This window comes from Geodermatophilus sp. SYSU D00814 (assembly GCF_054050055.1).
In genome coordinates, this window is the sequence record NZ_JBJGYP010000008.1 from 149,384 (window position 1) to 176,348 (window position 26,965).

Here is a 26,965-nt window from a genome sequence, read left to right on the forward strand (position 1 = left end):
CGGGGGCAGGAGGGGCAGATGAGTCCCCTGGGGCCTGATACCGCTCCTGGGACGGGGTTGGCAGGATCACCGCATGAGCGAGCCGCGCGAGGTGACCGTGCTGGGCTCCACCGGCTCGATCGGCCGGCAGGCGATCGCGGTCGCCGGGCAGAACCCCGACCGGCTGCGGATCACCGCGCTGGCCGCCGGCGGCGGGGACGTCGCCCGGCTGGCCGAGCAGGCCCTCACCCTCGGCGTGCGCACCGTGGCCGTCGCCCGCGCGACGGCGGCCCAGGACCTGCAGCTGGCGTTCTACGCGGCGGCGTCGCGGCGCGGGTGGGCGAAGGGCGAGTACGCGCTGCCGGAGATCCTCGCCGGCCCGCGGGCGGCCGAGGAGCTGGCCGCCCGCCCCGCCGACGTCGTCCTCAACGGCATCACCGGCTCGATCGGCCTGGGCCCCACGCTCGCGGCGCTCCGGGCCGGCACCGTCGTCGCCCTGGCCAACAAGGAGTCGCTGGTCGCCGGCGGCGACCTGGTCACCGCCGCGGCCGCGCCCGGCCAGCTGGTGCCGGTCGACTCCGAGCACTCGGCGCTGGCCCAGTGCCTGCGCGGCGGGCGGCCCGACGAGGTGGCCCGGCTGGTGCTCACCGCCAGCGGCGGGCCGTTCCGCGGCCGCGACGCCGCCGACCTCGCCGACGTCACGCCCGACCAGGCGCTGGCGCACCCGACGTGGGACATGGGCCCGGTCGTGACGATCAACTCCGCGACCCTGGTCAACAAGGGCCTGGAGCTCATCGAGGCGCACCTGCTCTTCGGCGTCCCCTACGCCGACATCGACGTCGTGGTGCACCCGCAGTCGATCGTGCACTCGATGGTCACCTTCACCGACGGCGCCACCCTCGCCCAGGCCAGCCCGCCGGACATGCGGCTGCCGATCGCGCTGGCCCTGGCCTGGCCCGACCGGCTGCCGCACGTGCAGCCGGCCCTCGACTGGTCGACGGCGAGCACGTGGGAGTTCGCGCCGCTGGACGACGACGCGTTCCCCGCCGTCCGGCTGGCGCGCGCCGCGGGGGAGGCCGGCGGCGTCGTCCCGGCGGTGTTCAACGCCGCCAACGAGGAGGCGGTCGCGGCGTTCCTCGCCGGCCGGCTGCGTTTCCCGGACGTCGTGGGCCTGGTCGCGCGTACGCTCGACGACGCGCCGGACCTCGGCGCCCCCACCTGCGTGGACGACGTGCTGGCCGCCGAGCGCTGGGCCCGGCAGCACGCCCGCGCCGCCCTCGTCGGAGGTCAGAGCTGAGCACCCTCCTGACGGTCCTCGGGATCGTCGCGTTCGCCGTCGGGCTGCTCGCCTCCATCGCCTTCCACGAGGCCGGGCACTTCTGGTGGGCGCGGAAGTTCGGCATGCGGGTGCCGCAGTTCATGGTCGGGTTCGGGCCGACGGTCTTCTCCCGGCGCCGGGGCGAGACCGAGTACGGCATCAAGGCCATCCCGCTGGGCGGCTACGTCCGCATCGTCGGCATGATCCCGCCGGCCGAGGAGGGCGAGAGCACGCGCGCCACCCGGATGCGCAGCTTCATCGCCGAGGTGCGCGGCCAGGCGCTCAACGACGTCCTGCCCAGCGACGCCGGCCGGGTCTTCTACGCCAAGCCCTGGTGGCAGCGCGTGGTCGTCATGGCCGCCGGGCCGCTGCACAACCTGGTCCTGGCCGTCCTGTTCTTCACGATCACGCTCACCGCGATCGGCACGAACGTCATCACCACCCAGGTGCAGACCGTCCCCGCGTGCGTCGTGCCGGCCGGGGCCGAGAGCATCGCCGTCGCCGAGGCCGACCGCAGCGACGTCTGCGACATCCCGATCGTCACCAGCGGCGCCGACGCCGGGCAGGTCTGCGAGGAGGGCAGCGCGAACTGCGCCCGCCCGGTGCCCAGCCCCGCGGCCGAGGCGGGCCTGCGGCCGGGCGACACGATCGTCGCCATCGACGGGCAGCCGGTCGACCCCACCGCCCACGACAGCTGGACGGTGGTGCAGTCGGCGATCCGCGGCTCGGCGGGGGAGCCGCTGGACCTCGTCGTCGAGCGCGACGGCGAGCGCCGCGACCTGACCGTCACCCCGATCGAGAACGTCATCGCCACCGAGGACGGCACGGTGACCGCCGGCTACCTCGGCGTCGGCCCGGTGGTCGGCTTCGCCCGCCAGTCCGTCGCCGACCTGCCCGGCTACTTCGGCACGGTGGTCAGCCAGTCGGTGCAGCGGCTGGTCGAGATCCCCGAGAAGGTCCCCCAGCTGTTCCGCGCGGCCTTCCTGGGCGAGGAGCGCGACGAGAACGGGCCCATCGGCGTGGTCGGCGTCGGCCGGATCTCCGGTGAGGTCTTCGCCATCCAGGAGTTCAGCGGCGCGGAGAAGCTCAGCTTCTTCCTCAGCCTGCTGGCCAGCGTCAACCTCGTGCTGTTCCTGTTCAACCTGCTGCCGATCTACCCGCTCGACGGCGGTCACGTGGCCGGGGCGCTGTACGAGAAGGCCCGCTCCGTCGTCGCCCGACTGCGCGGCCGGCCCGACCCCGGCCCGTTCGACATCGCCCGCCTGATGCCGGTCGCCTACGTCGTCGCCGGGCTGTTCATCGCCCTGTCGGGGCTGCTGCTCGTCGCCGACGTCGTCAACCCGATCACACTCCGGTAGGCGTCGGCGCTCCTCCCGCCGCAGCGGGGATACTCGGGGTCATGGCGACCTCCGTCGGTCTCGGCATGCCCGCACTGCCCCCGCCCGTCCTCGCGCCCCGGCGCAAGACCCGCCAGCTCATGGTGGGCGACGTCGGCGTCGGCAGCGACCACCCCGTCAGCGTGCAGTCGATGACGACGACGAAGACCGCCGACGTCAACGCCACGCTGCAGCAGATCGCCGAGCTCACCGCGTCGGGCTGCCAGATCGTGCGCGTCGCCGTCCCCGACACCGACGACGCCGAGGCGCTGCCGGTCATCGCCCGCAAGTCGCAGATCCCGGTCATCGCCGACATCCACTTCCAGCCGCGCTACGTCTTCGCCGCGATCGACGCCGGCTGCGCCGCCGTGCGCGTGAACCCCGGCAACATCAAGAAGTTCGACGACAAGGTCGGCGACATCGCCAGGGCGGCCAAGGCGGCCGGCATCCCGATCCGCATCGGCGTCAACGCCGGCTCGCTGGACAAGCGGCTGCTGGCCAAGTACGGCAGGGCCACGCCCGAGGCGCTGGTCGAGTCGGCGCTGTGGGAGTGCTCGCTGTTCGAGGAGCACGACTTCCGCGACATCAAGATCTCGGTCAAGCACAACGACCCCGTCGTCATGGTGCGCGCCTACGAGCTGCTCGCCGCGCAGTGCGACTACCCGCTGCACCTCGGCGTCACCGAGGCCGGCCCCGCCTTCCAGGGCACCATCAAGTCCGCCGTCGCCTTCGGCGCCCTGCTCAGCCAGGGCATCGGCGACACCATCCGCGTCTCCCTCTCCGCGCCGCCCGCGGAGGAGGTCAAGGTCGGCAACCAGATCCTCGAGTCGCTCAACCTCAGGCAGCGTGGGCTGGAGATCGTCAGCTGCCCGTCGTGCGGCCGCGCCCAGGTCGACGTCTACAAGCTCGCCGACGAGGTCACCGCCGGGCTCGAGGGCATGGAGGTGCCGCTGCGGGTGGCCGTCATGGGCTGCGTCGTCAACGGCCCCGGCGAGGCCCGCGAGGCCGACCTCGGTGTGGCCTCCGGCAACGGCAAGGGCCAGATCTTCGTCAAGGGCGAGGTCATCAAGACCGTGCCCGAGTCGCAGATCGTCGAGACGCTCATCGAGGAGGCCATGCGGCTCGCCGGCGAGCAGCTCGACGACGGCGTCGCCTCCGGCCCGCCGGTCGTCAGCGTCGGCTGACCTCCCGCTCCGCCCGTGCTCCGCTCACCGACCGCCCGCGTCCTCGACGAGGGCGACGAGGCGGCCGTCCGCCGCCTGCTGGCCGCCGACCCGGTCGCGGCCTGCGTGCTCGCCGGCCGGGTGGAGGCGGTCGGCACCGCCCCGACGGCGCTCGGCGCGCCGCTGTGGGGCATTGGCAGCAGCCGCAGCCTCGACGCGGTCTGCCTGGCCGGGGCCAACCTGATCCCGTTCGCCGTCCCCGGCGCCGAGCGGGCCGCCGCCACCGCCTTCGCCGAGCGGGCCCGGCGGGCCGGGCGGCGCTGCTCGACGATCGTCGGCCCGGCCGCCGCCGTCGACCCGCTGTGGGAGCAGCTCGAGCCCTCCTGGGGGCCGGCCCGCGACCACCGGCCCCGGCAGCCGCTGCTGGCCATCGAGGGCCCGCCGGCCGTCGTCCCCGAGCCGCGGGTGCGGCCGGTCCGCCCGTCCGAGGTCGACGTGCTGCTGCCCGCCGCGGTGGCCATGTTCACCGAGGAGGTCGGGGTCAGCCCGCTGCGGGTCGACGGCGGCGCCGGCTACCGCGCGCGGGTCGAGGACCTGGTGCGCGCCGGGCAGTCGCTGGCCTGGATCGAGGACGGCCGGGTGCTGTTCAAGGCCGAGATCGGGGCGGTGTCGCGCGCGGCCTGCCAGGTGCAGGGCGTGTGGACCGCGCCGGAGGTGCGGGGCCGCGGGATCGGCGCGGCCGGGATGGCCGCCGTCGTCGAGTACGCGCGGACCGCGATCGCCCCCGTCGTCAGCCTCTACGTGAACGACTACAACGCCCCGGCCCGCGCGGTGTACCGCCGCGTCGGGTTCGCCGAGGTCGGCTGCTACGCCAGCGTCCTCTTCTAGCCTCCCGCGGATCGTCGTCACCGTCTGACAGGGTGTGCCGACGTGGCAGCACGACGCACGGCGGTCCTCGGCACGGTCCTCACCCTCCTGTCCGCAGCCGTCCTCACGGCCTGCTCGGGCAGCTCCGAGGACGACGTCCGCGCCGCCGCCCAGGCCTTCCTCGACGACTGGACCGGCGGCGACACCGACGCGGCCGCCGCGGGCACCAGCGACCCCACCGCGACCACCGCACTGCTCGAGCAGACCGCCACCGACCTGCCCGGCGCCACGCTGGCCGCCGAGCTCGGCGACGTCGCCGTCGACGACGGCACCGCCACCGCCGCCTGGACCGCCACCTGGGACCTCGCCGCGGCTCCGGACTGGACCTACGACGCCACCCTCGAGCTGCGGGAGGCCGCGGAGGGCTGGGAGGTCGTCGCCGGGCCGGCGCTGGTGCACCCCGAGCTGGGGGAGGGGCAGCGCCTGCAGCTGACCCGCTCGCTGCCCGAACGCGCCGCGATCACCGACGCCGCCGGCCAGCCGCTGTTCGCCCCCACCGAGGTGGTCAACGTCGGCGTCGACACCGCCCAGGTCACCGACCTGCCGGCGCTCGCCTCGGCGCTGTCGGCGGCCACCGGCGTCGCCGCCGAGGAGATCACCGCCGACGTCCAGGCCGCCCCGCCCGGCCAGTTCGTGCCCGTCATCACCCTGCGCCGGCCGCAGTTCGAGGCCATCCGCGCGCAGGTGTTCGACCTCCCCGGCGCCGTCTTCCCCACCGACACCCGGCTGCTCGCCCCGTCCCCCCGCTTCGCCGCCGCACTGCTCGGCCGGGTCGGCGAGGCCACCGCCGAGGTGATCGAGGAGACCACCACCGACGGGGTCGCCGCCTACGCCGCCGGCGACCAGCTGGGCCTGTCCGGCCTGCAGCGGGCCTTCCAGGAGCAGCTCACCGGCACCCCCGGCTACACCGTCTCGGTGGTCAGCACCGACGAGGCCACCGGCGACCCCGGCCGCGAGGTGGCCGCCGTCGCGCCGGTGCCCGGCAGCCCGCTGCAGACGCCGATCGTCCGCGCGCTGCAGGAGGCCGCCGACGGCGCCGTCGCCACCCAGCCGCTGCCCACCCACCTGGTCGTCGTGCGGCCGGGCACCGGCGAGCTGCTCGCCGTCTCCTCCAACGAGGCCGCCGCGGCCGGCAACGCGCTGACCGGGCAGTACCCGCCCGGCTCGAGCATGAAGACGATCACCGCGACGGCGCTGCTGTCGGCCGGCACGGTGACCCCCGACACCCCGGTCCCGTGCCCGGGGACGACGGTCGTCGACGGCCGGGAGTTCGAGAACCAGGACCAGTTCGACCTCGGCACCGTGCCGTTCACCGAGGCCTTCGCCCAGTCCTGCAACACGACCTTCATCGAGGCCGCCCTGCAGCTGCCCGACGACGCGCTGGCCGCCGCGGCCGCCTCCTACGGCGTCGGCAGCGACTGGCAGCTCCCCGTCGAGCTGTTCTCCGGCAGCGTCCCGTCGGACTCCACCGGCACGACCAAGGCGGCCGACGCCATCGGTCAGGGTCAGGTGCTGATGAGCCCGGTCCAGATGGCGCTGGTGGCCGCCGGTGTCGCGGCCGGGACCCCGGCCGTCCCCGTCGAGGTGGTGGGCGCCGAGCCGGCCGGTCCCGCCCCGGCCGGCCCGGCCCCGGCGGTGCTCGACCAGCTCCGGCCGCTGATGCGCCAGGTGGTCCTCGGCGGCACCGCGCGGGAGCTCGCCGACCGCGGCGAGGTGTACGGGAAGACCGGCACCGCGGAGTTCGGCAGCAACACCCCGCCCGACGCGCACGGCTGGTTCGTGGGCTACCAGCTCGCCGGCCCGCAGGGCGACGTCGCGTTCGCGGTGCTGGTCGAGGGCGGGCAGTCCAGCAGCACCGCCGTCGCCGTCACCGACGCCTTCCTCGGCGCCCTGGGCTAGGAGATTCCGGGCAGCGCCGCGGTGGTCTCCGGCCGGCCGGCCGCGGCGCGCCAGGCGACGGCGCGGACCTCCGCGGCCACGAGCGCGTCGAGGGCCAGCCGGCGGACGCCGGTGTCCTCCGCGGCGTCGAGCAGCGCCACCCAGCTCGCCGAGACGCCCTCCTCGAGGACGGCGCCGAGCGCGGCGGCGTCGACCGGCGACAGCACCGGGAAGGGCAGCTCGTAGCCCGCCTCGGCCGGCACCGGGTCGGCGTCGCGCTCGTCGAGCAGCGCGGCCAGCCGGTCGCGGACGTCGCGGTGGGCCTGCTCCCCGTCCACCGCCGGCGCGCGCCCCGCCGGCGGCAGCGCCGCGCCGACGACGCCGTAGCCCCACACCGACGCGTGCTCGGCGGCCAGGGCCTCCCGCAGGGCGCGGTCCTCCCCGCCGGTCTCCGTCCCGTCAGCGGTCACGTCGGTGCCTCCTCACCAGAGCAGCCCTCACACCAGCGCGGCCTCGTGACCGCGCAGGCCGGCCGCCACCGACCCCAGCAGCGCCGCCCGCGCGCCCGAGGCGTCCAGGCACGCGTCGGCGTGGGAGGCCGCGGCGGCGGCGACCTGCTCGCGCAGCCAGCCCAGCGGGTCCGCACCGGCCGGGGGCGCGGGCGCGGGTGCCGTCGGCGGGGCGGTCGCGGCGGGTGCCGCCTCCCGCAGCCGGTCGAGCTGCTCGCGGGCCTGCGCGGCGAGGGGAGTCACCCGGCCGCCGAGCGCCGGGTCGGCGGCCACGGCGGCGTCGTAGGCGGCCACCACCGCCTCCTGCACGGGCACCTGGCCGGCCAGCCGGTCGTCCTGCTCGGCGGACCGCGCGGCCTCGCCGGCGGATCCGCCGCCGTCCTCGCCGGAGGTGCACCCGGCCGCCAGCAGCGCCAGTCCGGTGGCGCCGGCCAGCAGCCGGCGCCGGGAGAACCCGGCGGGGGAGGAGGTCGACATCGCGGCCATCCTCCCAGGCGCCCGGTCGCGTCGCGGACAGCGACGGGCGGGTCGGCGGTCGCGGTGTCCCGCCCCGGAGCGGCCGGGACCGGTGCCGCGGGGGAGCGGTAGCCTGACTCCCTCCCGGGTACGTCGCCGTCAGCGGCCGCGCGTGCGCGCCGCCGAGCCGCGGTGCCCGGGGAGTGCGGTCCGCCGAGCACGAGCTCCGACCGGTGCAGAGGGGAGGGAGCCCGTGTCCGCCACGCGTCAGCAGGACCCGGCCGCGACGAGGCTCGCCGGCTGGATCGAGCCGGTCGTCACCGCCGCCGGGTACGACCTCGAGGAGCTGGTGGTCACCCCCGCCGGCCGGCGCAGCGTCGTCCGGGTCGTCGTCGACCGCGACGAGGGCGTGTCCCTCGACGACGTCGCCGAGGTCAGCCGGGCCGTCTCCGCCGTGCTCGACCGCGAGGACGGCGAGCTCGGCCGCGCCCCCTACGTGCTCGAGGTGACCAGCCCCGGCGTCGACCGGCCGCTGACCGAGCCGCGGCACTGGCGGCGCAACACCGGCCGGCTGGTCGCGGTCACCGTCGGCCCGGCCGGCGCCGCCGAGCAGGTGACCGGGCGGGTCACCGCCGTCGACGACGCCGGGGTCACCCTCGCCGTCGAGAAGCCGGGCAAGCCCGGCGCCAAGCGCAAGCCGCCCACCCCGCGGCAGGTGCCGTGGGCGCAGCTGGGCGCCGGCCGGGTGCAGGTCGAGTTCGGCCGCCCCATCCGCGACGACGGCGCCGCCCACGACGAGGACCTGCACGACGAGGACCTGCACGACGACCCGGCGGACGAGGACCTGCACGACGACGACCTGCACGACGACCCGGCGGACGACGACGAGGGCGACGACGGAGGAGGACAGTGAACATCGACGTGACCGCCCTCAAGGCGGTCGAGCGGGAGAAGGGCATCCCCGCCGACACGGTCATCGAGGCCATCGAGACGGCGCTGGTGACCGCCTACCGGCACGCCGACGGCGCCGCCAAGCACGTGCGGGTGCACGTGGACCGCAAGAGCGGCGAGGTCGCGGTGCTCGCCCAGGAGCTCGGCGCCGACGGCGAGGTCGTGCGCGAGTGGGACGACACCCCCTCCGACTTCGGCCGGATCGCGGCCAGCACCGCCAAGCAGGTGATCGTCCAGCGGCTGCGCGACGCCGAGCACGAGCAGACCTTCGGGGAGTACGCGGGCAAGGAGGGCGACATCGTCAGCGGCGTCGTCCAGGCCGACGCCCGCCGCAACGCCCAGGGCTCGGTCCTGGTCGACATCGGCAAGGTCGAGGCGGTGCTCCCGGCCGCCGAGCAGGTGCCCGGCGAGCGCTACCCGCACGGCAGCCGGCTGCGCGCCTACGTCGTGTCGGTGTCGCGCACCTACCGCGGCCCCCAGGTGACCGTCTCGCGGACCCACCCGAACCTGGTGCGCAAGCTGTTCGCGCTCGAGGTCCCCGAGATCGCCGACGGCAGCGTCGAGATCGTCGCCGTCGCCCGCGAGGCCGGGCACCGCTCGAAGATCGCCGTCCGCACCTCCGTGCCCGGCCTCAACGCCAAGGGCGCCTGCATCGGGCCGATGGGCCAGCGGGTGCGCAACGTCATGAGCGAGCTGCACGGCGAGAAGATCGACATCGTCGACTGGTCCGACGACCCGGCCACCTTCGTCGCCTCGGCGCTGAGCCCGGCCCGGGTGAACAGCGCGACGCTGGTCGACCCCAAGGCCAAGGCGGTGCGCGTCGTCGTCCCCGACTACCAGCTGTCGCTGGCCATCGGCAAGGAGGGGCAGAACGCCCGCCTGGCCGCCCGGCTGACCGGCTGCCGCATCGACATCCGCAGCGACGCCCAGGCCGACGACGCGGCGCCCTCGCCCGGGGTGGGGCGCCCGCCGCTGCGCTCGGGTCCGCCGCCGGTGCGCGCCGGCGCCGCCGGCGGCCGTCCGTCCCCCGGCGGAGGGGGCCTGCGCCCCGGTGCCCGGCGCCCGGAACAACGGGGGCCCGCCGCGCGCTAGGATGACGGGTGGCCGAAACGTCGATCCCGGTGCGCACCTGTGTGGGCTGCCGGAAGCGCGCTCCGGTCACCGACCTGCTGCGTGTCGTCCACCGGTCCGGGACCCTCGTGCCCGATCCGCGGAGGAGGCTCCCCGGCCGGGGAGCGTCCCTGCACCCCACCCCGGAGTGCCTGCACGCAGCGGAGCGACGCCGGGCCTTCCCCCGGGCGCTGCGCCTCCCCGGAGGCGGCGCCGCGGTGGAGGCCGGTCCGCTCCGGGCCCACGTCCTCGGCGCCGCGGCGCAGGGGGACCACGACCCGGGACGGGCGACACCGAACGAACGACAGACCGCACCCCAGACGGACCGGCACCCGGCCGGTCCGCACGTCGAGAGCAGGACGTCGTCGGATGAGTCAGCCGTGAAGTCCCCACGATGACAAGCCAGACCATGCACCACTGACGACGAGGTCGCGCGGGCGAGCCGCCGGCCTCACCAGAGGAGATCCGTGCCAGGCAAAGCCCGCGTCCACGAACTCGCCAAGGAGTTCGGGGTCGACAGCAAGACCGTGCTCGCCAAGCTCAAGGAGCAGGGCGAGTTCGTGAAGTCCGCCTCCTCCACCGTCGAGGCCCCCGTGGCCCGGCGGCTGCGGGAGGCCCTCGGCGCCGCGACCGGCGGTGGCAACGGCGGTGGCAACGGCGGCAACGGGAGCGCGGCTCCCGCGGCCCGCCCGGCCGCCCCGCGCCCGTCCGCGCCGCAGCCCGCCGCGCAGGCGCCCGCCGCTCCGGCGGCGCCCGCTCCGTCGGTCGGCCAGACCCCGGGCCCGCGCCCGGGTGCGCCGCGTCCCGGTGCCCCGACCCCCGGTCCGCGACCGGTCGCGCCCCAGGCGCCGGCCGCCAGCGCCCCGGCGGCCAGCGCTCCGGCGGCCAGTGCTCCGGTGCAGCAGCCGGCCGCGCCGCAGGGTCCGCGTCCGGCGGCTCCCGGCGCCCCGCGTCCGGGTGCGCCGGCGCAGCGTCCGGCCGGTGGCCCCGTCCCCGGTCCGGCCCGTCCGGCCGCCCCGCGTCCGGCGGCTCCCGGCGCTCCCCGTCCCGGCGGTCCCGCCGCCGCTCCGGGCGCCCCGGGTGCCGGTCCGCGTCCGGGTCCCCGCCCGGCTCCGCGGCCGGGCAACAACCCCTTCAGCAGCGCGCCGCGTCCGGCTGCGGCCGGCCCGCGCCCGGGTCCGGCGGCCGGTGGCCCGCGTCCGGGTCCCGGTGCCGGCGGTCCGCGCCCCGCGCCCGGCGCCGGTGGTCCCCGTCCCGGTGGCCCGCGTCCGGGTCCCGGTGCCGGTGGCCCGCGTCCCGCGGCCGGTCCGGGTGGTCCCCGGCCCAACCCGGGCATGATGCCGCCCCGGCCCTCGCCGGGCATGATGCCGCCGCGTCCGGCCGGTGCCGGCCGTCCCGGCGGTGGTCCCGGTGGTCCCGGCGGCCGTGGCCGCCCGGGTGCCCCGGGTGGTGGCGGTGGCTTCCGTCCCGGTGGCGGTGGCCCCGGTGGCGGCGGCGGCGCGCCGGCCGGCGGGTTCCGCAGCGGCGGTGGCGGTCGCGGCCGTGGCCGCGGTGGCTCCGGTGCCGGCACCGCGGGTGCCTTCGGCCGTCCGGGCGGGCGCGGTCCCGTCCGCGGGCGCAAGAGCAAGAAGCAGCGGCGCCAGGAGTTCGACCAGATGGCCGCGCCCAGCATGGGCGGCGTCAGCCTGCCCCGCGGCAACGGGCAGGTCGTCCGCCTGCCCCGCGGCGCGTCGCTGACCGACCTGGCCGAGCGCATCGGCGCCCAGCCGGCGGCGCTGGTGACCGCCCTGTTCCACCTGGGCGAGATGGTCACCGCGACGCAGTCGGTCAACGAGGACACCCTGCAGCTGCTCGGTGCCGAGATCGGCTGGGACATCCAGGTCGTCTCGCCGGAGGACGAGGACCGCGAGCTCCTCGAGACCTTCGACCTCACCTTCGGCGACGAGGGCGACGAGGACGACTGGGTGGCCCGTCCGCCGGTCGTCACCGTCATGGGTCACGTCGACCACGGCAAGACCAAGCTGCTCGACGCCGTCCGCAACACCAACGTGGTGGCGCGGGAGGCCGGCGGCATCACCCAGCACATCGGCGCCTACCAGGTGCTCACCGAGCTGGAGGGCGAGGAGCGCCCGATCACCTTCATCGACACCCCGGGTCACGAGTCGTTCACCGCGATGCGTGCCCGTGGGGCGAAGGTGACCGACATCGTCGTCCTGGTCGTGGCCGCCGACGACGGCGTCATGCCGCAGACGGTCGAGGCGCTCAACCACGCCCAGGCCGCCGCGGTGCCGATCGTGGTCGCGGTCAACAAGGTGGACAAGGAGGGGGCCAACCCCGCCAAGATCCGCCAGCAGCTCACCGAGTACGGCCTGGTGGCCGAGGAGTACGGCGGCGACACGATGTTCGTCGACGTCTCCGCGACCACCCGGCAGGGCATCGACGACCTGCTCGCGGCGATCCTGCTGACCGCCGACGCCTCGCTGGACCTGCGCGCCAACGCCGAGCAGGACCCGCAGGGCGTGGTCATCGAGGGCAAGCTGGACAAGGGCCGCGGCCCCGTCGCCACGGTGCTCGTCCAGCGCGGCACGCTGCGCGTCGGCGACTCGATCGTGGCCGGCGACGCCTACGGCCGCGTCCGGTCGCTGCTCGACGAGTACGGCAACAAGCTGAAGGAGGCCTCGCCGGCCCGCCCCGTGCAGGTCGTCGGCCTCACCTCGGTGCCGCGTGCCGGTGACACCTTCCTCGTCGTCGAGGAGGACCGCGTCGCCCGGCAGATCGCCGACCGGCGGCAGGCCCGCATCCGCAACGCGCAGAACGCCTCGATGCGCAAGCGGATCAGCCTCGAGGACCTCGACGCCGCGCTCAAGGAGAACCGCCAGCTCAACCTGATCATCAAGGGCGACAACTCGGGCACCGTGGAGGCGCTCGAGGAGGCGCTGATGAAGATCGAGGTGAGCGACGACGTCTCGCTGCGGGTCATCCACCGCGGCGTCGGGTCGATCACCAAGAGCGACATCGACCTGGCGCTGGCCGACGACGTCATCGTCCTGGGCTTCAACGTCCGGGCCGAGGGCCAGGCCACCGAGCTCGCCAACCGCGAGGGCATCGACGTCCGGTACTACTCGGTCATCTACCAGGCGATCGAGGAGATCGAGGCGGCCCTCAAGGGCATGCTCAAGCCGGAGTACGAGGAGGTCGCGCTCGGCACCGCCGAGGTCCGCGAGGTCTTCCGCGTGCCGCGCATCGGCAACGTCGCGGGCTCCATCGTCCGCAGCGGCACGATCAACCGGAACTCCAAGGCCCGGCTGGTCCGTGACGGGGTCGTCGTCGCCGACAACCTCACCGTCGAGTCGCTGCGCCGGTTCAAGGACGACGTCACCGAGGTCCGCGAGGGCTACGAGTGCGGCATCGGCCTGGGGTCGTTCAACGACATCAAGGTCGAGGACGTCATCGAGACCTTCGAGGTCCGCGAGAAGCCGCGCGCCTGACGCACGGGGACGTCGCCCGGCAGCAGTGAGGGAGGAGCACCTGGTGTTCACCGGGTCGCTGACCGCCGACCTGCTGCTGGGCGACGTCCACTCGCTCAAGGGCAAGCGCGCCCTGGTCCGGCCGATCGTGGCCGAGCTGCGGCGCCGCTTCGCCGTGGCCGCGGCCGAGGTGGGCGACGTCGACCTGCACCGGCGCGTGCAGGTCGGCGTCGCCACGGTCGCGGGGGACGCCGGTCAGGTGACCGACGTCCTCGACGCCTGCGAGCGGTTGCTGGCCGAGCGGCCGGAGGTGACCCTGCTGTCGACGCACCGGCAGCTGTTCTCCGACACCGACGACTAGCCGCCCCCGCCCACCCCTGCCCGACCAGGGCGCGCCTCCGCGCGCCCCCGATCCCCGGAGGTCCGCCGTGGCCGATCCCGCCCGCGCCCGCAAGCTCGCGGTGCGCATCCGCCAGATCGTCTCGTCGGCCATCGAGTCGCAGATCAAGGACCCGCGGCTGGGCATGGTCACGGTGACCGACGCCCGGGTCACCAGCGACCTGCGCGAGGCCACAGTCTTCTACACCGTGTACGGCGACGCGACCCAGGCCGCCGACTCCGCGCGTGCCCTCGCCAGCGCCACCGGCGTGCTGCGCTCCACCGTCGGCCGGCAGACCGGCATCAAGTTCGTGCCGACGCTGGCCTTCGTCGCCGACCACGTGCCCGACACCGCCCGGGAGCTCGACGAGGCACTCGAGCGGGTCCGGCACGCCGACGCCGAGCTGGCCCGGCTGCGCGAGCACGCCACCTACGCGGGGGACGCCGACCCCTACCGGCACCCCGAGGCCGACGACGAGACCGCCGGTGCCGAGGCCCCCGACGCCGAGAGCGCCGAGGCCGGCGAGGTCCCGCCCGAGCAGAGCAGGAACGCCTCGTGAGCGAGAACGACCCCGATCCGCACCTGCCCGACGAGGGCCTGGGCCGCTCGGAGCTCGGCGGGCGCGCCCAGCCCGACGCCGGCGACCCCACCGACGGCGGCCGCACCGGGCAGATCGGCGCGGTCCCCAGCATCGCCGAGGACGAGCCCGACGACGGCGGCCCCCCGCTGCCCCCCGGCGGCGGCCTGGTCACCGAGGACACCGACGCCGCCCCGGTCGCCGACCCCGGTCCGGACGCCTGAGCGCGTGACCGCCACCCCCACGCACCCGGCGGTCGGCACCCCGGAGGCGGTGCTGGCCGCGGCCGCCGACACCGGGGCGACCGTCGTGCTCTCCGGGCACGTGCAGCCCGACGCCGACGCGCTGGGCAGCACCCTCGCCCTCGCCGAGGGGCTGCGCCGGCGCGGCGCGCGCGTGGTCCCGACCTTCCCGGGCCGGCACGCGCTGCCGGCCTCCCTGGGCTGGCTGCCGGGCGCCGAGGGGCTGCTGCCGTCCACGGCCGTCGACCCCGTCCCGGACGTCTTCGTCAGCCTCGACGCCGCCTCCCCGGCCCGGCTCGGCGAGCTCGCGCCGCTGCTGGAGCGGGCCGGGACCTCCGTGGTGCTCGACCACCACGCCAGCAACCCCGGCTTCGGCGACGTGCGGCTGGTCGACCCGGCGGCACCGGCGACCGTCGTCCTGGTCGCTGGCCTGCTCGACGCGCTCGGCGTCGACCTCGACGCCCAGCTCGCGACGCTGCTCTACGCCGGCCTGGCCGCCGACACCGGCTCCTTCCGCTTCGGCAGCACCCGCCCGGAGACGCACGCGCTGGCCGCCCGGCTGCTGGCCACCGGCATCGACCACGCGGCGATCAGCCGTCGGCTGTTCGACACCGCCCCCTTCGGCTGGCTGCGGCTGCTCTCGGCGGTGACCGGCCGCGCGGTGCTCGAGCGCGAGGTCGGCGGCGGCCTGGTGTGGACCTGGTCCAGCAGCGCGGAGGCGGCCGAGCACGGCCTGCCCGGCGAGCAGCTGGAGGCGCTGGTCGACGTCGTGCGCACGACCGCGGAGGCCGACGTCGCCTGCGTGCTCAAGGGCCAGGACGACGGCACGTGGTCGGTGTCGCTGCGCTCCCGCGGGGGCACCGACGTCGCGCGCGTCGCGATGGCGCTGGGCGGGGGCGGGCACCGGGCCGCGGCCGGCTACACCTCGCGGCTGGACCTCGGGGGCTCGATCGCGGCACTGCGCGCGCAGCTCGGGGCGTGACCGCGCGCCGGCCCTCGGTCCTCGCGCTGGCGGCGCCGGCACTGGTGGTGCTGGCGGCCGAGCCGCTGTACCTGCTCGTCGACACGGCCGTCGTCGGCAACCTGGGCACCGTGGCGCTGGGCGGGCTCGCCGTCGGCGGCGGGCTGCTGGCCTGGGCCGCGGCGCTGCTCAACTTCCTCGCCTACGGCACCACCGCCCGCGCCGCCCGTCGCGCCGGGGCGGGGGACCGCGCCGGCGCCGTCGCCGAGGGCGTGCAGGCCACCTGGCTGGCGCTGCTGCTCGGCGCCGCCGTCGTCGTGCTCTTCCAGGTCCTCGCCGGGCCGCTGACCCGCGCGCTGGCCGGCGGGCCCGGCGAGGTGGCCGCCGCGGGGGAGCAGTGGCTGCGCATCGCCGGCTGCGGCGCGCCGCTGCTGCTGGTGTCCCTGGCCGGCAACGGCTGGCTGCGCGGGGTGCAGGACCTGCGTCGGCCGGTGCGCTTCGTGCTGGCCGGCAGCCTGCTCAGCCTGGTGCTGTGCCCGCTGCTCGTGCACCCCGCCGGGCTGGGGCTGCCGGGGTCGGCGGTGGCCAACGTCGCCGGCCAGTCGCTGACGGCGGCGCTGTTCGTGCGGGCGCTGCTGCGCGAGGGTGCCGACCGGCGGTTCCGGCCGGCCGCCGTCCGGGCCCAGCTGGTCCTGGGCCGCGACCTGCTGCTGCGGGCCACCGTGCTGCAGCTGGCCTTCCTCGTCGCGGCCGGCGTCGCCGCCCGCGCCGGGCAGGCCCAGCTCGGCGCCCACCAGATCGCCCTGCAGCTGTTCCTCTTCCTCGCGCTGGTCCTCGACGCCTACGCCATCGCCGCGCAGACGCTGGTCGGGCACGCCCTCGGCGCCGGGCGCCCCGGCGAGGCCCGCGCCGTCGCCCGGCGGGTGACGCTGTGGGGCCTGGGCACCGGCGTCCTCGTCGCCGCCCTCCTGCTGGCCGGCCGGGAGCTGCTCGTCCCGCTGTTCACCGGCGACCCCGCGGTGCGCGCGCAGGCCGAGCTGGTCTGGTGGTTCCTCGCCGGGTTCCAGCCGCTGGCCGGCGTCGTGTTCGCCCTCGACGGCGTCCTCATGGGCGCCGGCGACGTCGCCTACCTGCGCACCGTCACCGTCGGGGCCGCGCTGGTCGGGTTCCTCCCGCTGTCGCTGCTGTCCGGCCCGCTCGGCTGGGGCCTGGCCGGCGTGTGGACCGGGCTGACGGCGTTCATCGCGCTGCGGCTGGTCGCGGTCCTGGTCCGGGTGGCGGGGGACCGGTGGCTCTCGGCACCTGCGACGGTGGGGACATGAGCTCACCCCGCGAAGACGCTCCGCTGGCGCTCCACGTCTTCGCGGGGACCCCGAGGTGAGCCGCCGCCGCGCCGCCGACGCCGACGTGACCCCCGGCGTCCTGCTCGTCGACAAACCCGCCGGGATGACCTCGCACGACGTCGTCGCCCGCGCCCGGCGGGTGCTCTCGGTCCGCCGGGTCGGCCACGCCGGCACCCTCGACCCCATGGCCACCGGGCTGCTGGTGCTCGGCGTCGGGACCGCCACACGGCTGCTGGGCCACCTCGCCGGCTCGGACAAGGTCTACGACGCGACCGTGCGGTTCGGGCAGACGACGGTCACCGACGACCGCGAGGGGGAGGTGCTCACCACCACCTCGGCCGCCGCCCTCGACGACGACGCCGTCCGCGCCGCGCTCGCCGCCCAGACCGGCGCCCTGCAGCAGGTGCCCTCCTCGGTGAGCGCGGTCAAGGTCGGCGGCCGCCGCTCCTACGACCGGGTGCGGGCCGGCGAGGAGGTGGTGCTCGAGCCGCGCCCGGTCACCGTGCACCGCATCGACGTGCACCGCCTCACCCGGCCCACGCCCGACCTGGTCGACGTCGAGGTCACCGTGGCCTGCACCGCGGGCACCTACGTGCGGGCCATCGCCCGCGACGCCGGGGCCGCGCTCGGCGTCGGCGGCCACCTCACCGCGCTGCGCCGCACCGCGTCGGGCCCGTTCACCACGGCGCAGGCCGCGCCGGTCGAGGAGGCCGCGGCCGCGCTGGCCGCCGGCGGCGGGCCGGGCGTGCTCGGCCTCCCCGACGCCGCCACCGCGGTCTTCCCCGAGCGCCGGCTCACCGACGACGAGGCGCGCGCCCTCGGCTACGGGCAGCGGGTGCCCGCGACCGGCCGCCCGGGGCTGGTGGCCGCCGTCGACCCCGCCGGCCGGTTGGTGGCGCTGGTCGAGGACGCCGGCTCGACCGCCCGGGTCACGGTCGGCTTCCCCGCGTGAGGTCCGGGGACGGCTCCCGCGCGGGGGCCCTCCGTCAGTCCCCGGTCAGCTTCCCGATCAGCGACTCGTCCAGGTGGGCGAGCAGGTCGGCCGGGGTGTCGTAGACCTCGTCGGCCCCCTCCTCGACCAGCTCCGCCCGGGAGATGCCGCCGCAGGTGAGCGCGATGCAGGGGAAGCCGGCGTCCTTCGCCGCCCGCACGTCCCAGACGGTGTCGCCGACCGTGACCGTGCGCGCCGGGTCGAGGCCGTGCTGCCCGGCGGCGGTCTGCAGCAGGTCCGGCGCGGGTTTGGCCGACTCGACGTCGGCCGACGTCGTGGACCCGTCGACGACGTCCTCCCCGCCGATCGCCGGGACCATCCACTCCAGGTCGGAGTCCTTGCCGCTGGTGGCCAGCACCACGGCCAGGCCGCGGTCCCGGCAGGCGGCCAGCAGGTCGTCGACGCGGGGGAAGGGCGTCACCAGCTCCCGCAGCGGCTCGTAGCGGCGGTTCTTGGCCTCCGACACCTCCTCGGCGTCGGCGGCCCCGTCGTCGCCGAGCAGGTGGGTGACCAGCTGCTCGCTGGCGATGCCGATCGCGCGGTGGCAGTCGGCCATCGACACGTCCTCGTGCCCGGTGTCGCGGAACGCCTGCCACCAGGCGAGGACCTGCAGGTAGTTGGTGTCGAGCAGGGTCCCGTCGACGTCGAACAGCACGCCGGGCCGCTTGTCCTGGGTCACCGCGCCATCCTCACCCGGCGGCGCGGTCCCCGCTGCGGTTAGCCGGGGGGCGGGGACGGGCAAGGGGAGCGCATGAGCGTCGTGAAGATCAACGCGATCACCGTGCCGCACCACGCCCAGGAGCGCTTCGAGGAGCGCTTCCGCGGCCGGGGCGGCGCCGTGGAGAAGACCCCGGGCTTCGAGTGGTTCGAGCTGCTGCGCCCCCTGGAGGGCACCGACCAGTACCTGGTCTACACCCGCTGGGAGAGCGAGGAGGCCTACCGGGCGTGGGAGGACGGCCAGGACTTCGCCCGCGCCCACGACGGCGGCGGCGACGAGCTCGCCCCGGCGGCCAGCGACTCCCACCACCTGTGGTCCTACGAGGTCATCGAGAGCTCGGCGCCCGACCGGCCCTGAAGCCCGCGGCGGTCGGCGCCCGGCCGCTGCGGGGCCCGGCGCTACTGTGAGCCGGGGCCGGACGTCCGCCGGCCCGGTTCCAGCACGAGCTCACGCAGGTGGGAGACATGACCGACACGCTCGCCGACAGCCGCACCTCCACCCGGGTCTTCACCGAGGGCGTGCCGGTGACCGTGGAGGACGTCGCCCGCCGCCCGGTCGCCGCGCGCGAGGCGGTGCTCGCCGACCCCGGCTTCGGCCGCCACTTCACCGACTCGATGTTCGTGGCCCGCTACACCGCCGGCCGCGGCTGGCACGACGCGCGGCTGACGCCGTACGCGCCGCTGCAGGTCGACCCCGCCACCGCCGCGCTGCACTACGCGCAGTCGATCTTCGAGGGGCTCAAGGCCTACGCCCAGCCCGACGGCAGCGTGGCCACCTTCCGGCCCGAGGCCAACGCCGCCCGCTTCGCCCGCAGTGCCCGCCGGCTGGCCATGCCGCCGGTGCCCGAGGAGGCGTTCCTCGCCGCCGTCGACGCGCTCGTCGACTCCGACCGCGACTGGGTGCCCACCGGCCCCGACCAGACGCTCTACCTGCGGCCCTACCAGCTGGCCACCGAGCCCTTCCTCGGGGTGCGGCCGGCCAACGAGTACCTCTTCCTGGTCATCGCCAGCCCGGCCGGCGCGTACTTCCCGCGCGGGGTCCAGCCGGTGTCGGTGTACCTGTCGGAGGACTACATCCGCGCCGCGCCCGGCGGCACCGGCGACGTCAAGTGCGCCGGGAACTACGCCGCGAGCCTGCTGGCCCAGGAGCAGGCGATCGCCGCCGGCTGCGACCAGGTGGTCTGGCTCGACGCGACCGAGAAGCGCTACGTCGAGGAGATGGGCGGGATGAACCTGTTCTTCGTCCTCGGCTCCGGCGACGACGCCGAGCTGGTCACCCCCGAGCTCACCGGCACCCTGCTGCCCGGCATCACCCGCGACTCGCTGATCACCCTCGCCCGCGAGCGCGGCATGCGGGTCACCGAGCGGCGCTTCAGCGTCGACGAGTGGCGCGCCGGCGTCGCCGACGGCTCGGTCACCGAGACCTTCGCCTGCGGCACCGCCGCCGTCATCACGCCGGTCGGCGAGGTGCGGGCCCGCACCGGCGACTTCACCGTCGGCGACGGCACCCCCGGCCCGGTCACGATGAGCCTGCGGGAGCACCTGCTCGACATCCAGCACGGCCGGGTGCCCGACACCCACGGCTGGCTGCACCGGGTCGCCTGAGCGACCCGGCGGACCCCTCAGGAGGACGGCGCGTGCGGCGCTGGCGCGGGCTGGCGGCCACCCCGGCCGACCTCGGGCGCACGGTGGTCACCGTCGGCATGTACGACGGCGTCCACCGCGGCCACCAGCAGCTCGTCGGCACCGCCGTCGCCCGGGCCCGGGCGATGCACCGGCCCTGTGTGCTGGTCACCTTCGACCCGCACCCGACCGAGGTGGTCCGCCCCGGCTCGCACCCGGCGATCCTGACCTCGCTGGACCGCAAGGCCGAGCTGGTCGCCGGGCTGGGCGTCGACGCCATGTGCGTCATCCCCTTCACCCCGGAGTTCAGCCGGCTCACGCCCGAGGAGTTCGCCCACGGCGTGCTCGTCGAGGACCTGCACGCCGCCGCCGTCGTCGTCGGGGAGAACTTCACCTACGGGCACCGGGCGGCCGGCGACGTGACGACCCTCGCGCAGGAGGGCCGCCGGTTCGGCTTCGCCGTCGAGGGGATCCCGCTGGCCGGCGACGACTCGGCCGACGGCGCGGTCACCATCTCCTCCACCTACATCCGCGCCTGCGTCGCGGCGGGGGACATGGAGAGCGCGGCGCGGGCGCTGGGCCGCCCGCACCGGGTCGACGGCGTCGTCGTCCGCGGCGACCGGCGCGGCCGGGAGCTGGGCTACCCGACGGCGAACGTCGAGAGCCCGCCGTTCACCGCGATCCCGGCCGACGGCGTCTACGCCGGCGCGCTGGTGACCCGCGCCCCGGACGGCTCCACGCGCGACAGCGCCCCGGCGGCGATCTCGGTCGGGACCAACCCGACGTTCCACGGCTCGCGGCGGACCGTCGAGGCGTACGTGCTCGACTTCGCCGGCGACCTCTACGGCGAGCACGTCGGCGTCGAGTTCGTCTCGCGGCTGCGGCCGATGACCTCCTTCGCCGGTGTCGACGCCCTCGTCGCCGCGATGGCCGACGACGTCGCCCGCACCCGCACCGTGCTGGGGCTGCCCCCCGCCGGGTGATCGCCGCGGGGGTCGCCCCCGGCGGCGCTGGTAGCCTCGGAGGGGTCGGGCACCGCCCGACGAGTGTGCGACCTGCCCCCGTGACCCAGACCGGGGGCCACACGTGACCCAGGCCAGGAGGCCCGCCCATGCCGCTCGACAGCGCCACGAAGCAGCAGATCATGACCGAGTACGCCACGGTCGAGAGGGACACGGGCTCGCCCGAGGTCCAGGTCGCGATGCTCACCCGCCGGATCAGCGACCTGACCGAGCACCTCAAGCAGCACAAGCACGACCACCACAGCCGGCGGGGCCTGCTCCTGCTGGTCGGCCGCCGCCGGCGGCTGCTGAACTACCTGGCGAAGACCGACATCACCCGCTACCGCTCGCTCATCGAGCGGCTCGGTCTGCGCCGCTGACCCCAGAGGGGACCGTCCCACCGGGACGGTCCCCTCTCTCGTGGGGCACCCGCCCCACGGGACCACGGCGCCCGCCGTGCGGCCCGACGCTGGTCGGTCCTCGGTGGTGGCCCCCGGGCATGCCCCTCCACGGGAGGGGGAAGGACCCCCGCGGGCTTCGATCGAAGACCGGTCATCCCGGAGCAGTCCGGCGCGAGACGCCACGAAGAGGACGTCGCCGCATGCGACGTAGGAAGAGGACACCGTGTCCGCACCCACCACCCAGGGCAGCCAGACCACCAACGGCGTGGCTGCCGAGTACGACCCCGAGGACGGGGTCACCACCGCCACCGCGGTCATCGACAACGGCAGCTACGGCAGCCGCAGCGTCACCTTCGAGACCGGCCGGCTGGCCAAGCAGGCCGCCGGCTCGGTCGTCGTCACCATGGGCGACAGCATGCTGCTGTCGGCCACCACGGCGGGCAAGCAGCCCAAGGAGCACTTCGACTTCTTCCCGCTGACGGTCGACGTCGAGGAGCGCATGTACGCCGCCGGGCGCATCCCCGGCTCGTTCTTCCGCCGCGAGGGCCGGCCCAGCGAGGACGCGATCCTCACCTGCCGCCTCATCGACCGCCCGCTGCGCCCGACCTTCGCCAAGGGCCTGCGCAACGAGGTCCAGGTGGTCATCACCGTGCTGGCGCTGGACCCCCAGCACCTCTACGACGTGCTGGCCATCAACGGCGCCTCGGCCTCCACCCAGCTGTCGGGCCTGCCGTTCTCCGGCCCGGTCGGCGGCACCCGCGTCGCGCTGGTCAACGGCCAGTGGATCGGCTTCCCCACCCACGCCGAGCTCGAGGACGCCGTCTTCGACATGGTCGTGGCCGGCCGCCTCCTGCCCGACGGCGACGTCGCGATCATGATGGTCGAGGCCGAGGCCACCGAGAAGACGATCCAGCTGGTCTCCGGGGGCGCCACCGCCCCGACCGAGGAGGTCGTGGCGCAGGGCCTCGAGGCCGCCAAGCCGTTCATCCGGGCGCTGTGCGAGGCCCAGTCGGCGCTGGCGGAGAAGGCGGCCAAGCCGGTCGCCGAGTTCCCGCGCTTCCTCGACTACTCCGACGACGTCTACGCCGCCGTCGAGTCCGCCGCCCTGGACCGGCTCACCCAGGCGCAGTCGATCGCCGGCAAGACCGAGCGCAACGACGCCACCGACGCCCTCAAGGACGAGGTCCTGGCCTCGCTCGCCGAGCAGTTCGCCGGCCGCGAGAAGGAGGTCTCGGCCGCCTTCCGCGCCGTCACCAAGAAGGTCGTCCGGCAGCGGATCCTGCGCGACAAGGTCCGCATCGACGGCCGCGGCGTCACCGACATCCGGCCGCTGTCGGCCGAGGTCGAGGTCGTCCCGCGGGTGCACGGCTCGGCGCTGTTCGAGCGCGGCGAGACGCAGATCCTCGGCGTGACCACGCTGAACATGCTCCGCATGGAGCAGCAGCTGGACACGCTGTCGCCGGTGACGCGCAAGCGCTACATGCACAACTACAACTTCCCGCCGTACTCCACCGGGGAGACCGGCCGCGTCGGCTCGCCCAAGCGGCGCGAGATCGGCCACGGCGCGCTCGCCGAGCGGGCGCTGGTCCCGGTGCTGCCCGACCGCGAGGAGTTCCCCTACGCGATCCGGCAGGTCTCCGAGGCGCTGGGCTCCAACGGCTCGACGTCGATGGGCTCGGTCTGCGCCTCCACCCTGTCGCTGCTCAACGCCGGTGTGCCGCTGCGCGCCCCGGTCGCCGGCATCGCCATGGGCCTGGTCTCCGACGAGGTCGACGGCACGACCGAGTACGTCGCGCTGACCGACATCCTCGGCGCCGAGGACGCCTTCGGTGACATGGACTTCAAGGTCGCCGGCACCAAGGACTTCGTGACGGCGCTGCAGCTGGACACCAAGCTCGACGGCATCCCGTCCGACGTGCTCGCCCAGGCGCTGACCCAGGCCCGCGCCGCCCGGCTGCACATCCTCGACGTGATGAACGAGGCCATCGACGCCCCCGACGAGATGAGCCCCTACGCGCCGCGGGTCACCACGGTGCGCATCCCGGTCGACAAGATCGGCGCGGTCATCGGCCCCAAGGGCCAGATGATCAACTCGATCCAGGACGAGACCGGCGCCGAGATCACCATCGAGGACGACGGCACGATCTACGTCGGTGCCTCCGACGGCCCCTCGGCCCAGGCCGCGGTGGACCGGATCAACGCGATCGCCAACCCGCAGATGCCGAAGGTCGGGGAGCGCTTCCTCGGCACCGTCGTCAAGACGACGCCCTTCGGTGCCTTCGTCTCGCTGCTGCCGGGCAAGGACGGCCTGGTGCACATCAGCAAGCTGGGCGGCGGCAAGCGCATCGGCAAGGTCGAGGACGTCGTCAACGTCGGCGACAAGCTGCAGGTCGAGATCACCGACATCGACGCCCGCGGCAAGATCAGCCTCGTGCCGGTGGCCGCGGACGGCGACGGTGCCGCCGCCGGTGACGGCGCGGCCCCCTCCGGTGACCAGGCCGCCCCGGCCGACGCGCCCGCGGAGGCCTGACACGGCTACCGACCTGGGTCCGATCGGGGCCGGGGTGGGGACGGGGTCGACCGACCTCGCCTCCGCCCCGGCCCCGGCCGGTGTCACGCGCGTCCTCGACGTCGACGAGGTGGGCGGCCGCGTCGAGCGCACCGTGCTGCCCGGCGGGCTGCGGGTGCTCACCGAGACGATGCCCGGCGTCCACTCGGCCACCCTGGGCATCTGGGTGGGCGTGGGCTCGCGCGACGAGACCCCCCGCGTCTCCGGCGCCTCGCACTTCCTCGAGCACCTGCTGTTCAAGGGCACCCACAGCCGCAGCGCCCTGGAGATCGCGACGGCCATGGACGCCGTCGGCGGTGAGATGAACGCGTTCACCGCCAAGGAGCACACCTGCTACTACGCGAACGTGCTCGACACCGACCTCCCGCTGGCCGTGGCGCTGCTCGGTGACCTCGTCACCGACGCGCTCAACACCGCCGAGGACCTCGAGTCCGAGCGGACGGTGGTGCTCGAGGAGATCGCCATGCGCGACGACGAGCCCGCCGACCTCGTGCACGACCTGTTCGCCGAGACGCTCTTCGGCGACACCGCGCTGGGCCGCTCGGTCCTCGGCACGGTCGGGTCCATCGAGGCCCTGACCCGCGACGACGTCGACGGGTGGTACCGCTCGCGCTACGCGATCCCGTCGATGGTGGTCACCGCCGCCGGGCGGGTGGACCACCAGCAGGTGCTCGACCTGGTGACGGCGGCCTTCGGCGACCGGCTCGCCGGCCCCGCCGCCCCCGCGCCGCTGCGGCGCGGCGAGGAGCTCGACCTGGTCCGGCCGGCGCGGCCGGCCGGGCTGGTGTCCCGCCGCACCGAGCAGACCCACCTGCTCTACGGCGGCCTGGCGCTGAGCCGCTTCGACGAGCGCCGCTACGCCGCGGCGGTCCTCGAGACCGCGGTCGGCGGGGGGATGAGCTCGCGGCTGTTCCAGGAGATCCGCGAGAAGCGAGGGCTGGTCTACAGCGTGGGCTCCTCGCTGGGCTCCTACGCGGGCACCGGCACCTTCTCCGTGTACGCCGGGTGCGCGAAGAAGCGGGTCCCGGAGGTGCTCCGGCTGGTCCGCGAGGAGCTGGCACGGGTGGCCGCCGACGGGCTCACCGCCGAGGAGGTCGCCCGCGGCCGGGGTCAGCTGCGCGGCGGCACCGTCCTGGGCCTGGAGGACACCGGGTCGCGGATGAGCCGGCTGGGCAAGAGCGAGCTGTCGCACGGGGAGTACGTCCCGGTGCGCGAGGTGCTCGACCGGATCACCGCCGTCGACGAGGACCAGGTCCGCGCGGTCGCCGCCGACGTGCTCGGCCGCGACACCTGCCTGGCCGTCGTGGGCCCCTACCGCGAGTCCGACCTCGACCGGCTCTGACGTCCGTGCCCGTCCCGCCCCGGCACCCCGCGCTCCGCGTGCACGGCGCGCTGTCCCGTGGCGTCTTCGCCGTCACGGTGCTCGTCTCGCTCGCGGTCCTCTTCGCGCCCGGCGACGACGTGCCGGCCGCCCCGCCCGGCGTCGACAAGCTCGTGCACCTGGCGCTCTTCCTCGCCCTCGCCCTCGCGGGCCGGTGGGCGGGGGTCCGCGCCGTCCCGCTGGCGGTGCTGCTGGTCGGCTACGGAGCGGTCAGCGAGCTGGTGCAGGCGCTGTCGGACCTGCAGCGCTCGGGCTCGGTCGTCGACTGGCTCGCCGACGTCGCCGGCACGGGGCTGGGTCTGCTGGCCTGGGCCGGTGTCGGGCGGCGGGTCCCGGCCCGCTGAGCCCGGGGCCGTGGTTGCGCCGACCGGGCGGCCCGGGAGACTGACGCGGTGACCACCGGTACCCCTGCTCCCGATCCCCAGGCGCGCGCGGACGGCGAGCCGTCCCGGATCCCGGTGGGCGTCCTGGGCGCCCGTGGGCGGATGGGCACCGAGGTGGTCAAGGCGGTCAACGCCGCCGAGGACCTCGAGCTGGTGGCGATGGTCGACGAGGGCGACTGGCTGTTCAACGTCGCCGATGCCGGCGCGCAGGTGGTCGTCGACTTCACCCGCCCGGACGTCGTCATGGACAACATCCGGTTCTGCATCGACCAGGACATCCACTGCGTCGTCGGCACCACCGGCTTCGACGAGCAGCGCCTGGCGACGGTCGCGGAGTGGCTCGAGCCCAAGCCCGACGTCGGGGTGGTGATCGCCCCCAACTTCGGCATCGGCGCGATCCTGCTCATGCGCTTCGCGCAGGAGGCCGCCCGCTTCTTCCCCTCGACGGAGATCGTCGAGCTGCACCACCCGAACAAGGTCGACGCCCCCTCGGGCACGGCGGCGCGCACCGCCCGGCTGGTGGCCGCAGCCCGCCGCGACGCCGGCCTGCCGCCGCCGCCGGACGCGACCACCGACGCCCTGCCCGGTGCCCGCGGTGCCGACGTCGACGGCATCGCCGTGCACGCGGTCCGGCTCACCGGGCTGGTCGCGCACCAGGAGGTCCTCATGGGGGCGGCGGGGGAGACCCTGACCCTGCGGCACGACTCCTACGACCGCGCCTCGTTCATGCCCGGGGTCCTCCTCGCCGTGCGCGAGGTGGGCCGGCGTCCGGGGCTGACCGTCGGACTGGAGTCCTTCCTGGGGTTGTGAGCCGGCCGCCCGGGTGTGACGGAGACCCCGTGTGCACGGGCCCCGGGAGTCGTGTACTGTCTTCTCTGCGCCGGACGGAGCCCGCGAGGGCCACGGAGAAGCACCCAGGGTGCAGAGCTCCGGAAGACGGCGTAAGGTAGAACGAGTCGCCATCGACGAAGCCCGAGAGGGTGGAGTTGGTGTGCGTCCGCTCCTTGAGAACTCAACAGCGTGCCGAAAGTCAGTGCCAAGTAATACCCCGTTCCGGGCCTTTCGGGGTTCGGATGGGATTCCTTTGGTTGATGGATTCCGCGAGTGTCAGCTCGCGGTTCTCAGCCTGGTTCAAATCATCTACGGAGAGTTTGATCCTGGCTCAGGACGAACGCTGGCGGCGTGCTTAACACATGCAAGTCGAACGAGGGCACTCCTTCGGGGGTGTTTCTAGTGGCGAACGGGTGAGTAACACGTGGGCAA

The 26,965-nt window shown here is 75.4% G+C and carries 26 protein-coding genes, 1 rRNA gene and 1 pseudogene; 25 read left to right on the top strand and 3 right to left on the bottom strand.

From position 1 onward, the window contains the following. The first annotated feature begins 73 nt into the window (after positions 1–73). The 5 genes from dxr to ACI780_RS08355 are packed head-to-tail and all read left to right on the top strand — an operon-like array spanning position 74 to position 6,662. On the top strand, positions 74–1,276 hold the full coding sequence (gene dxr, locus ACI780_RS08335; RefSeq protein WP_456870502.1) for a 1-deoxy-D-xylulose-5-phosphate reductoisomerase: 1,203 nt from the start codon (positions 74–76) through the stop codon (positions 1,274–1,276). A gap of 23 nt (positions 1,277–1,299) precedes the next feature. Then, complete coding sequence (locus ACI780_RS08340; RefSeq protein ID WP_457002164.1) at positions 1,300–2,655, top strand: M50 family metallopeptidase; 1,356 nt, start codon at positions 1,300–1,302, stop codon at positions 2,653–2,655. Between the two features lie 41 nt (positions 2,656–2,696). Continuing rightward, the gene (gene ispG / locus ACI780_RS08345) at positions 2,697–3,857 is read left to right on the top strand and encodes a flavodoxin-dependent (E)-4-hydroxy-3-methylbut-2-enyl-diphosphate synthase (RefSeq protein WP_456870503.1); all 1,161 of its coding nucleotides are present in this window, start codon (positions 2,697–2,699) and stop codon (positions 3,855–3,857) included. Positions 3,858–3,872: 15 nt separating this feature from the next. Further along, entirely contained in the window at positions 3,873–4,724 is an 852-nt protein-coding gene (locus ACI780_RS08350; RefSeq protein WP_457002137.1) for a GNAT family N-acetyltransferase, read from the top strand. A gap of 42 nt (positions 4,725–4,766) precedes the next feature. Further along, positions 4,767–6,662, top strand: a complete 1,896-nt coding sequence (locus ACI780_RS08355) for a penicillin-binding transpeptidase domain-containing protein (RefSeq protein ID WP_457002139.1) — start codon at positions 4,767–4,769, stop codon at positions 6,660–6,662. Here ACI780_RS08355 and ACI780_RS08360 read toward each other — a convergent pair. Together ACI780_RS08360 and ACI780_RS08365 are read right to left on the bottom strand one after the other, a co-directional pair. Next, positions 6,659–7,111: a ferritin-like domain-containing protein gene (locus ACI780_RS08360; protein ID WP_457002141.1), complete on the bottom strand. Its 453-nt coding sequence runs from the start codon at positions 7,109–7,111 to the stop codon at positions 6,659–6,661. The genes ACI780_RS08355 and ACI780_RS08360 overlap by 4 nt on opposite strands. A 27-nt stretch (positions 7,112–7,138) precedes the next feature. After that, positions 7,139–7,627, bottom strand: a complete 489-nt coding sequence (locus ACI780_RS08365; protein WP_457002143.1) for a hypothetical protein — start codon at positions 7,625–7,627, stop codon at positions 7,139–7,141. A 232-nt stretch (positions 7,628–7,859) separates the two neighbouring features. Here ACI780_RS08365 and rimP point away from each other — a divergent pair, with 232 nt between their 5' ends. From rimP to truB, 11 genes and pseudogenes are all read left to right on the top strand, one after another. Beyond that, the gene (gene rimP, locus ACI780_RS08370; RefSeq protein WP_457002145.1) at positions 7,860–8,519 is read left to right on the top strand and encodes a ribosome maturation factor RimP; all 660 of its coding nucleotides are present in this window, start codon (positions 7,860–7,862) and stop codon (positions 8,517–8,519) included. Next, positions 8,516–9,649, top strand: coding sequence for a transcription termination factor NusA (nusA, locus tag ACI780_RS08375; protein WP_457002147.1), 1,134 nt, complete (start codon positions 8,516–8,518; stop codon positions 9,647–9,649). The genes rimP and nusA overlap by 4 nt, the downstream gene beginning before the upstream one ends. A 41-nt stretch (positions 9,650–9,690) precedes the next feature. Next, positions 9,691–10,065, top strand: coding sequence for a YlxR family protein (locus tag ACI780_RS08380; protein WP_456870525.1), 375 nt, complete (start codon positions 9,691–9,693; stop codon positions 10,063–10,065). A gap of 69 nt (positions 10,066–10,134) precedes the next feature. Continuing rightward, positions 10,135–10,278, top strand: a pseudogene (locus ACI780_RS08385) (translation initiation factor IF-2 N-terminal domain-containing protein); the annotation flags it as partial. A gap of 1,044 nt (positions 10,279–11,322) precedes the next feature. Next, the gene (infB, locus tag ACI780_RS08390) at positions 11,323–13,155 is read left to right on the top strand and encodes a translation initiation factor IF-2 (protein ID WP_456870526.1); all 1,833 of its coding nucleotides are present in this window, start codon (positions 11,323–11,325) and stop codon (positions 13,153–13,155) included. Positions 13,156–13,180: 25 nt separating this feature from the next. Beyond that, positions 13,181–13,495, top strand: a complete 315-nt coding sequence (locus ACI780_RS08395) for a DUF503 domain-containing protein (RefSeq protein WP_456870510.1) — start codon at positions 13,181–13,183, stop codon at positions 13,493–13,495. A 67-nt stretch (positions 13,496–13,562) separates the two neighbouring features. Further along, positions 13,563–14,072 carry a 30S ribosome-binding factor RbfA gene (gene rbfA, locus ACI780_RS08400; RefSeq protein WP_456870511.1) on the top strand — a complete coding sequence of 170 codons (510 nt, stop codon included), beginning with the start codon at positions 13,563–13,565 and terminating at the stop codon, positions 14,070–14,072. Next, positions 14,069–14,314 carry a hypothetical protein gene (locus ACI780_RS08405; protein WP_456870512.1) on the top strand — a complete coding sequence of 82 codons (246 nt, stop codon included), beginning with the start codon at positions 14,069–14,071 and terminating at the stop codon, positions 14,312–14,314. The genes rbfA and ACI780_RS08405 overlap by 4 nt, the downstream gene beginning before the upstream one ends. 4 nt (positions 14,315–14,318) lie before the next feature. Beyond that, positions 14,319–15,314: a DHH family phosphoesterase gene (locus ACI780_RS08410; RefSeq protein WP_456870513.1), complete on the top strand. Its 996-nt coding sequence runs from the start codon at positions 14,319–14,321 to the stop codon at positions 15,312–15,314. After that, positions 15,311–16,615: an MATE family efflux transporter gene (locus tag ACI780_RS08415; protein ID WP_456870514.1), complete on the top strand. Its 1,305-nt coding sequence runs from the start codon at positions 15,311–15,313 to the stop codon at positions 16,613–16,615. The genes ACI780_RS08410 and ACI780_RS08415 overlap by 4 nt, the downstream gene beginning before the upstream one ends. A 55-nt stretch (positions 16,616–16,670) precedes the next feature. Next, complete coding sequence (gene truB / locus ACI780_RS08420) at positions 16,671–17,588, top strand: tRNA pseudouridine(55) synthase TruB (RefSeq protein WP_456870515.1); 918 nt, start codon at positions 16,671–16,673, stop codon at positions 17,586–17,588. A 34-nt stretch (positions 17,589–17,622) separates the two neighbouring features. Here the strand turns inward: truB and ACI780_RS08425 are convergent, their stop codons facing one another. Then, positions 17,623–18,306, bottom strand: coding sequence for an HAD family hydrolase (locus ACI780_RS08425; RefSeq protein ID WP_456870516.1), 684 nt, complete (start codon positions 18,304–18,306; stop codon positions 17,623–17,625). Between the two features lie 72 nt (positions 18,307–18,378). Between ACI780_RS08425 and ACI780_RS08430 the strand changes: the two genes are divergently transcribed. The 9 genes from ACI780_RS08430 to ACI780_RS08470 form a co-directional block, all read left to right on the top strand. Beyond that, entirely contained in the window at positions 18,379–18,702 is a 324-nt protein-coding gene (locus tag ACI780_RS08430) for an antibiotic biosynthesis monooxygenase family protein (protein WP_089402563.1), read from the top strand. A 107-nt stretch (positions 18,703–18,809) separates the two neighbouring features. After that, positions 18,810–19,949, top strand: coding sequence for a branched-chain amino acid aminotransferase (locus tag ACI780_RS08435; RefSeq protein WP_456870518.1), 1,140 nt, complete (start codon positions 18,810–18,812; stop codon positions 19,947–19,949). A 32-nt stretch (positions 19,950–19,981) separates the two neighbouring features. Next, positions 19,982–20,950: a bifunctional riboflavin kinase/FAD synthetase gene (locus ACI780_RS08440; RefSeq protein ID WP_456870519.1), complete on the top strand. Its 969-nt coding sequence runs from the start codon at positions 19,982–19,984 to the stop codon at positions 20,948–20,950. 128 nt (positions 20,951–21,078) lie between these two features. Beyond that, entirely contained in the window at positions 21,079–21,348 is a 270-nt protein-coding gene (gene rpsO, locus ACI780_RS08445; protein WP_089402566.1) for a 30S ribosomal protein S15, read from the top strand. Between the two features lie 244 nt (positions 21,349–21,592). After that, positions 21,593–23,899, top strand: coding sequence for a polyribonucleotide nucleotidyltransferase (locus ACI780_RS08450; protein ID WP_456870520.1), 2,307 nt, complete (start codon positions 21,593–21,595; stop codon positions 23,897–23,899). A gap of 34 nt (positions 23,900–23,933) precedes the next feature. After that, the gene (locus ACI780_RS08455; RefSeq protein WP_457002154.1) at positions 23,934–25,280 is read left to right on the top strand and encodes a M16 family metallopeptidase; all 1,347 of its coding nucleotides are present in this window, start codon (positions 23,934–23,936) and stop codon (positions 25,278–25,280) included. A gap of 5 nt (positions 25,281–25,285) precedes the next feature. Then, positions 25,286–25,663, top strand: coding sequence for a VanZ family protein (locus ACI780_RS08460; RefSeq protein ID WP_457002156.1), 378 nt, complete (start codon positions 25,286–25,288; stop codon positions 25,661–25,663). Between the two features lie 48 nt (positions 25,664–25,711). Further along, complete coding sequence (dapB, locus tag ACI780_RS08465; protein ID WP_456870523.1) at positions 25,712–26,512, top strand: 4-hydroxy-tetrahydrodipicolinate reductase; 801 nt, start codon at positions 25,712–25,714, stop codon at positions 26,510–26,512. A 329-nt stretch (positions 26,513–26,841) separates the two neighbouring features. Continuing rightward, a 16S ribosomal RNA gene (locus ACI780_RS08470) occupies positions 26,842–26,965 on the top strand; the annotation flags it as partial.

Bases quoted from the DNA above. Each gene is read 5' to 3' on its own strand.
- dxr (WP_456870502.1), top strand. From the start codon at position 74: ATGAGCGAGCCGCGCGAGGTGACCGTGCTGGGCTCCACCGGCTCGATC.
- ispG (WP_456870503.1), top strand. From the start codon at position 2,697: ATGGCGACCTCCGTCGGTCTCGGCATGCCCGCACTGCCCCCGCCCGTC.
- ACI780_RS08365 (WP_457002143.1), bottom strand. From the start codon at position 7,627: ATGTCGACCTCCTCCCCCGCCGGGTTCTCCCGGCGCCGGCTGCTGGCC.
- infB (WP_456870526.1), top strand. From the start codon at position 11,323: ATGGCCGCGCCCAGCATGGGCGGCGTCAGCCTGCCCCGCGGCAACGGG.
- ACI780_RS08430 (WP_089402563.1), top strand. From the start codon at position 18,379: ATGAGCGTCGTGAAGATCAACGCGATCACCGTGCCGCACCACGCCCAG.
- ACI780_RS08435 (WP_456870518.1), top strand. From the start codon at position 18,810: ATGACCGACACGCTCGCCGACAGCCGCACCTCCACCCGGGTCTTCACC.
- rpsO (WP_089402566.1), top strand. From the start codon at position 21,079: ATGCCGCTCGACAGCGCCACGAAGCAGCAGATCATGACCGAGTACGCC.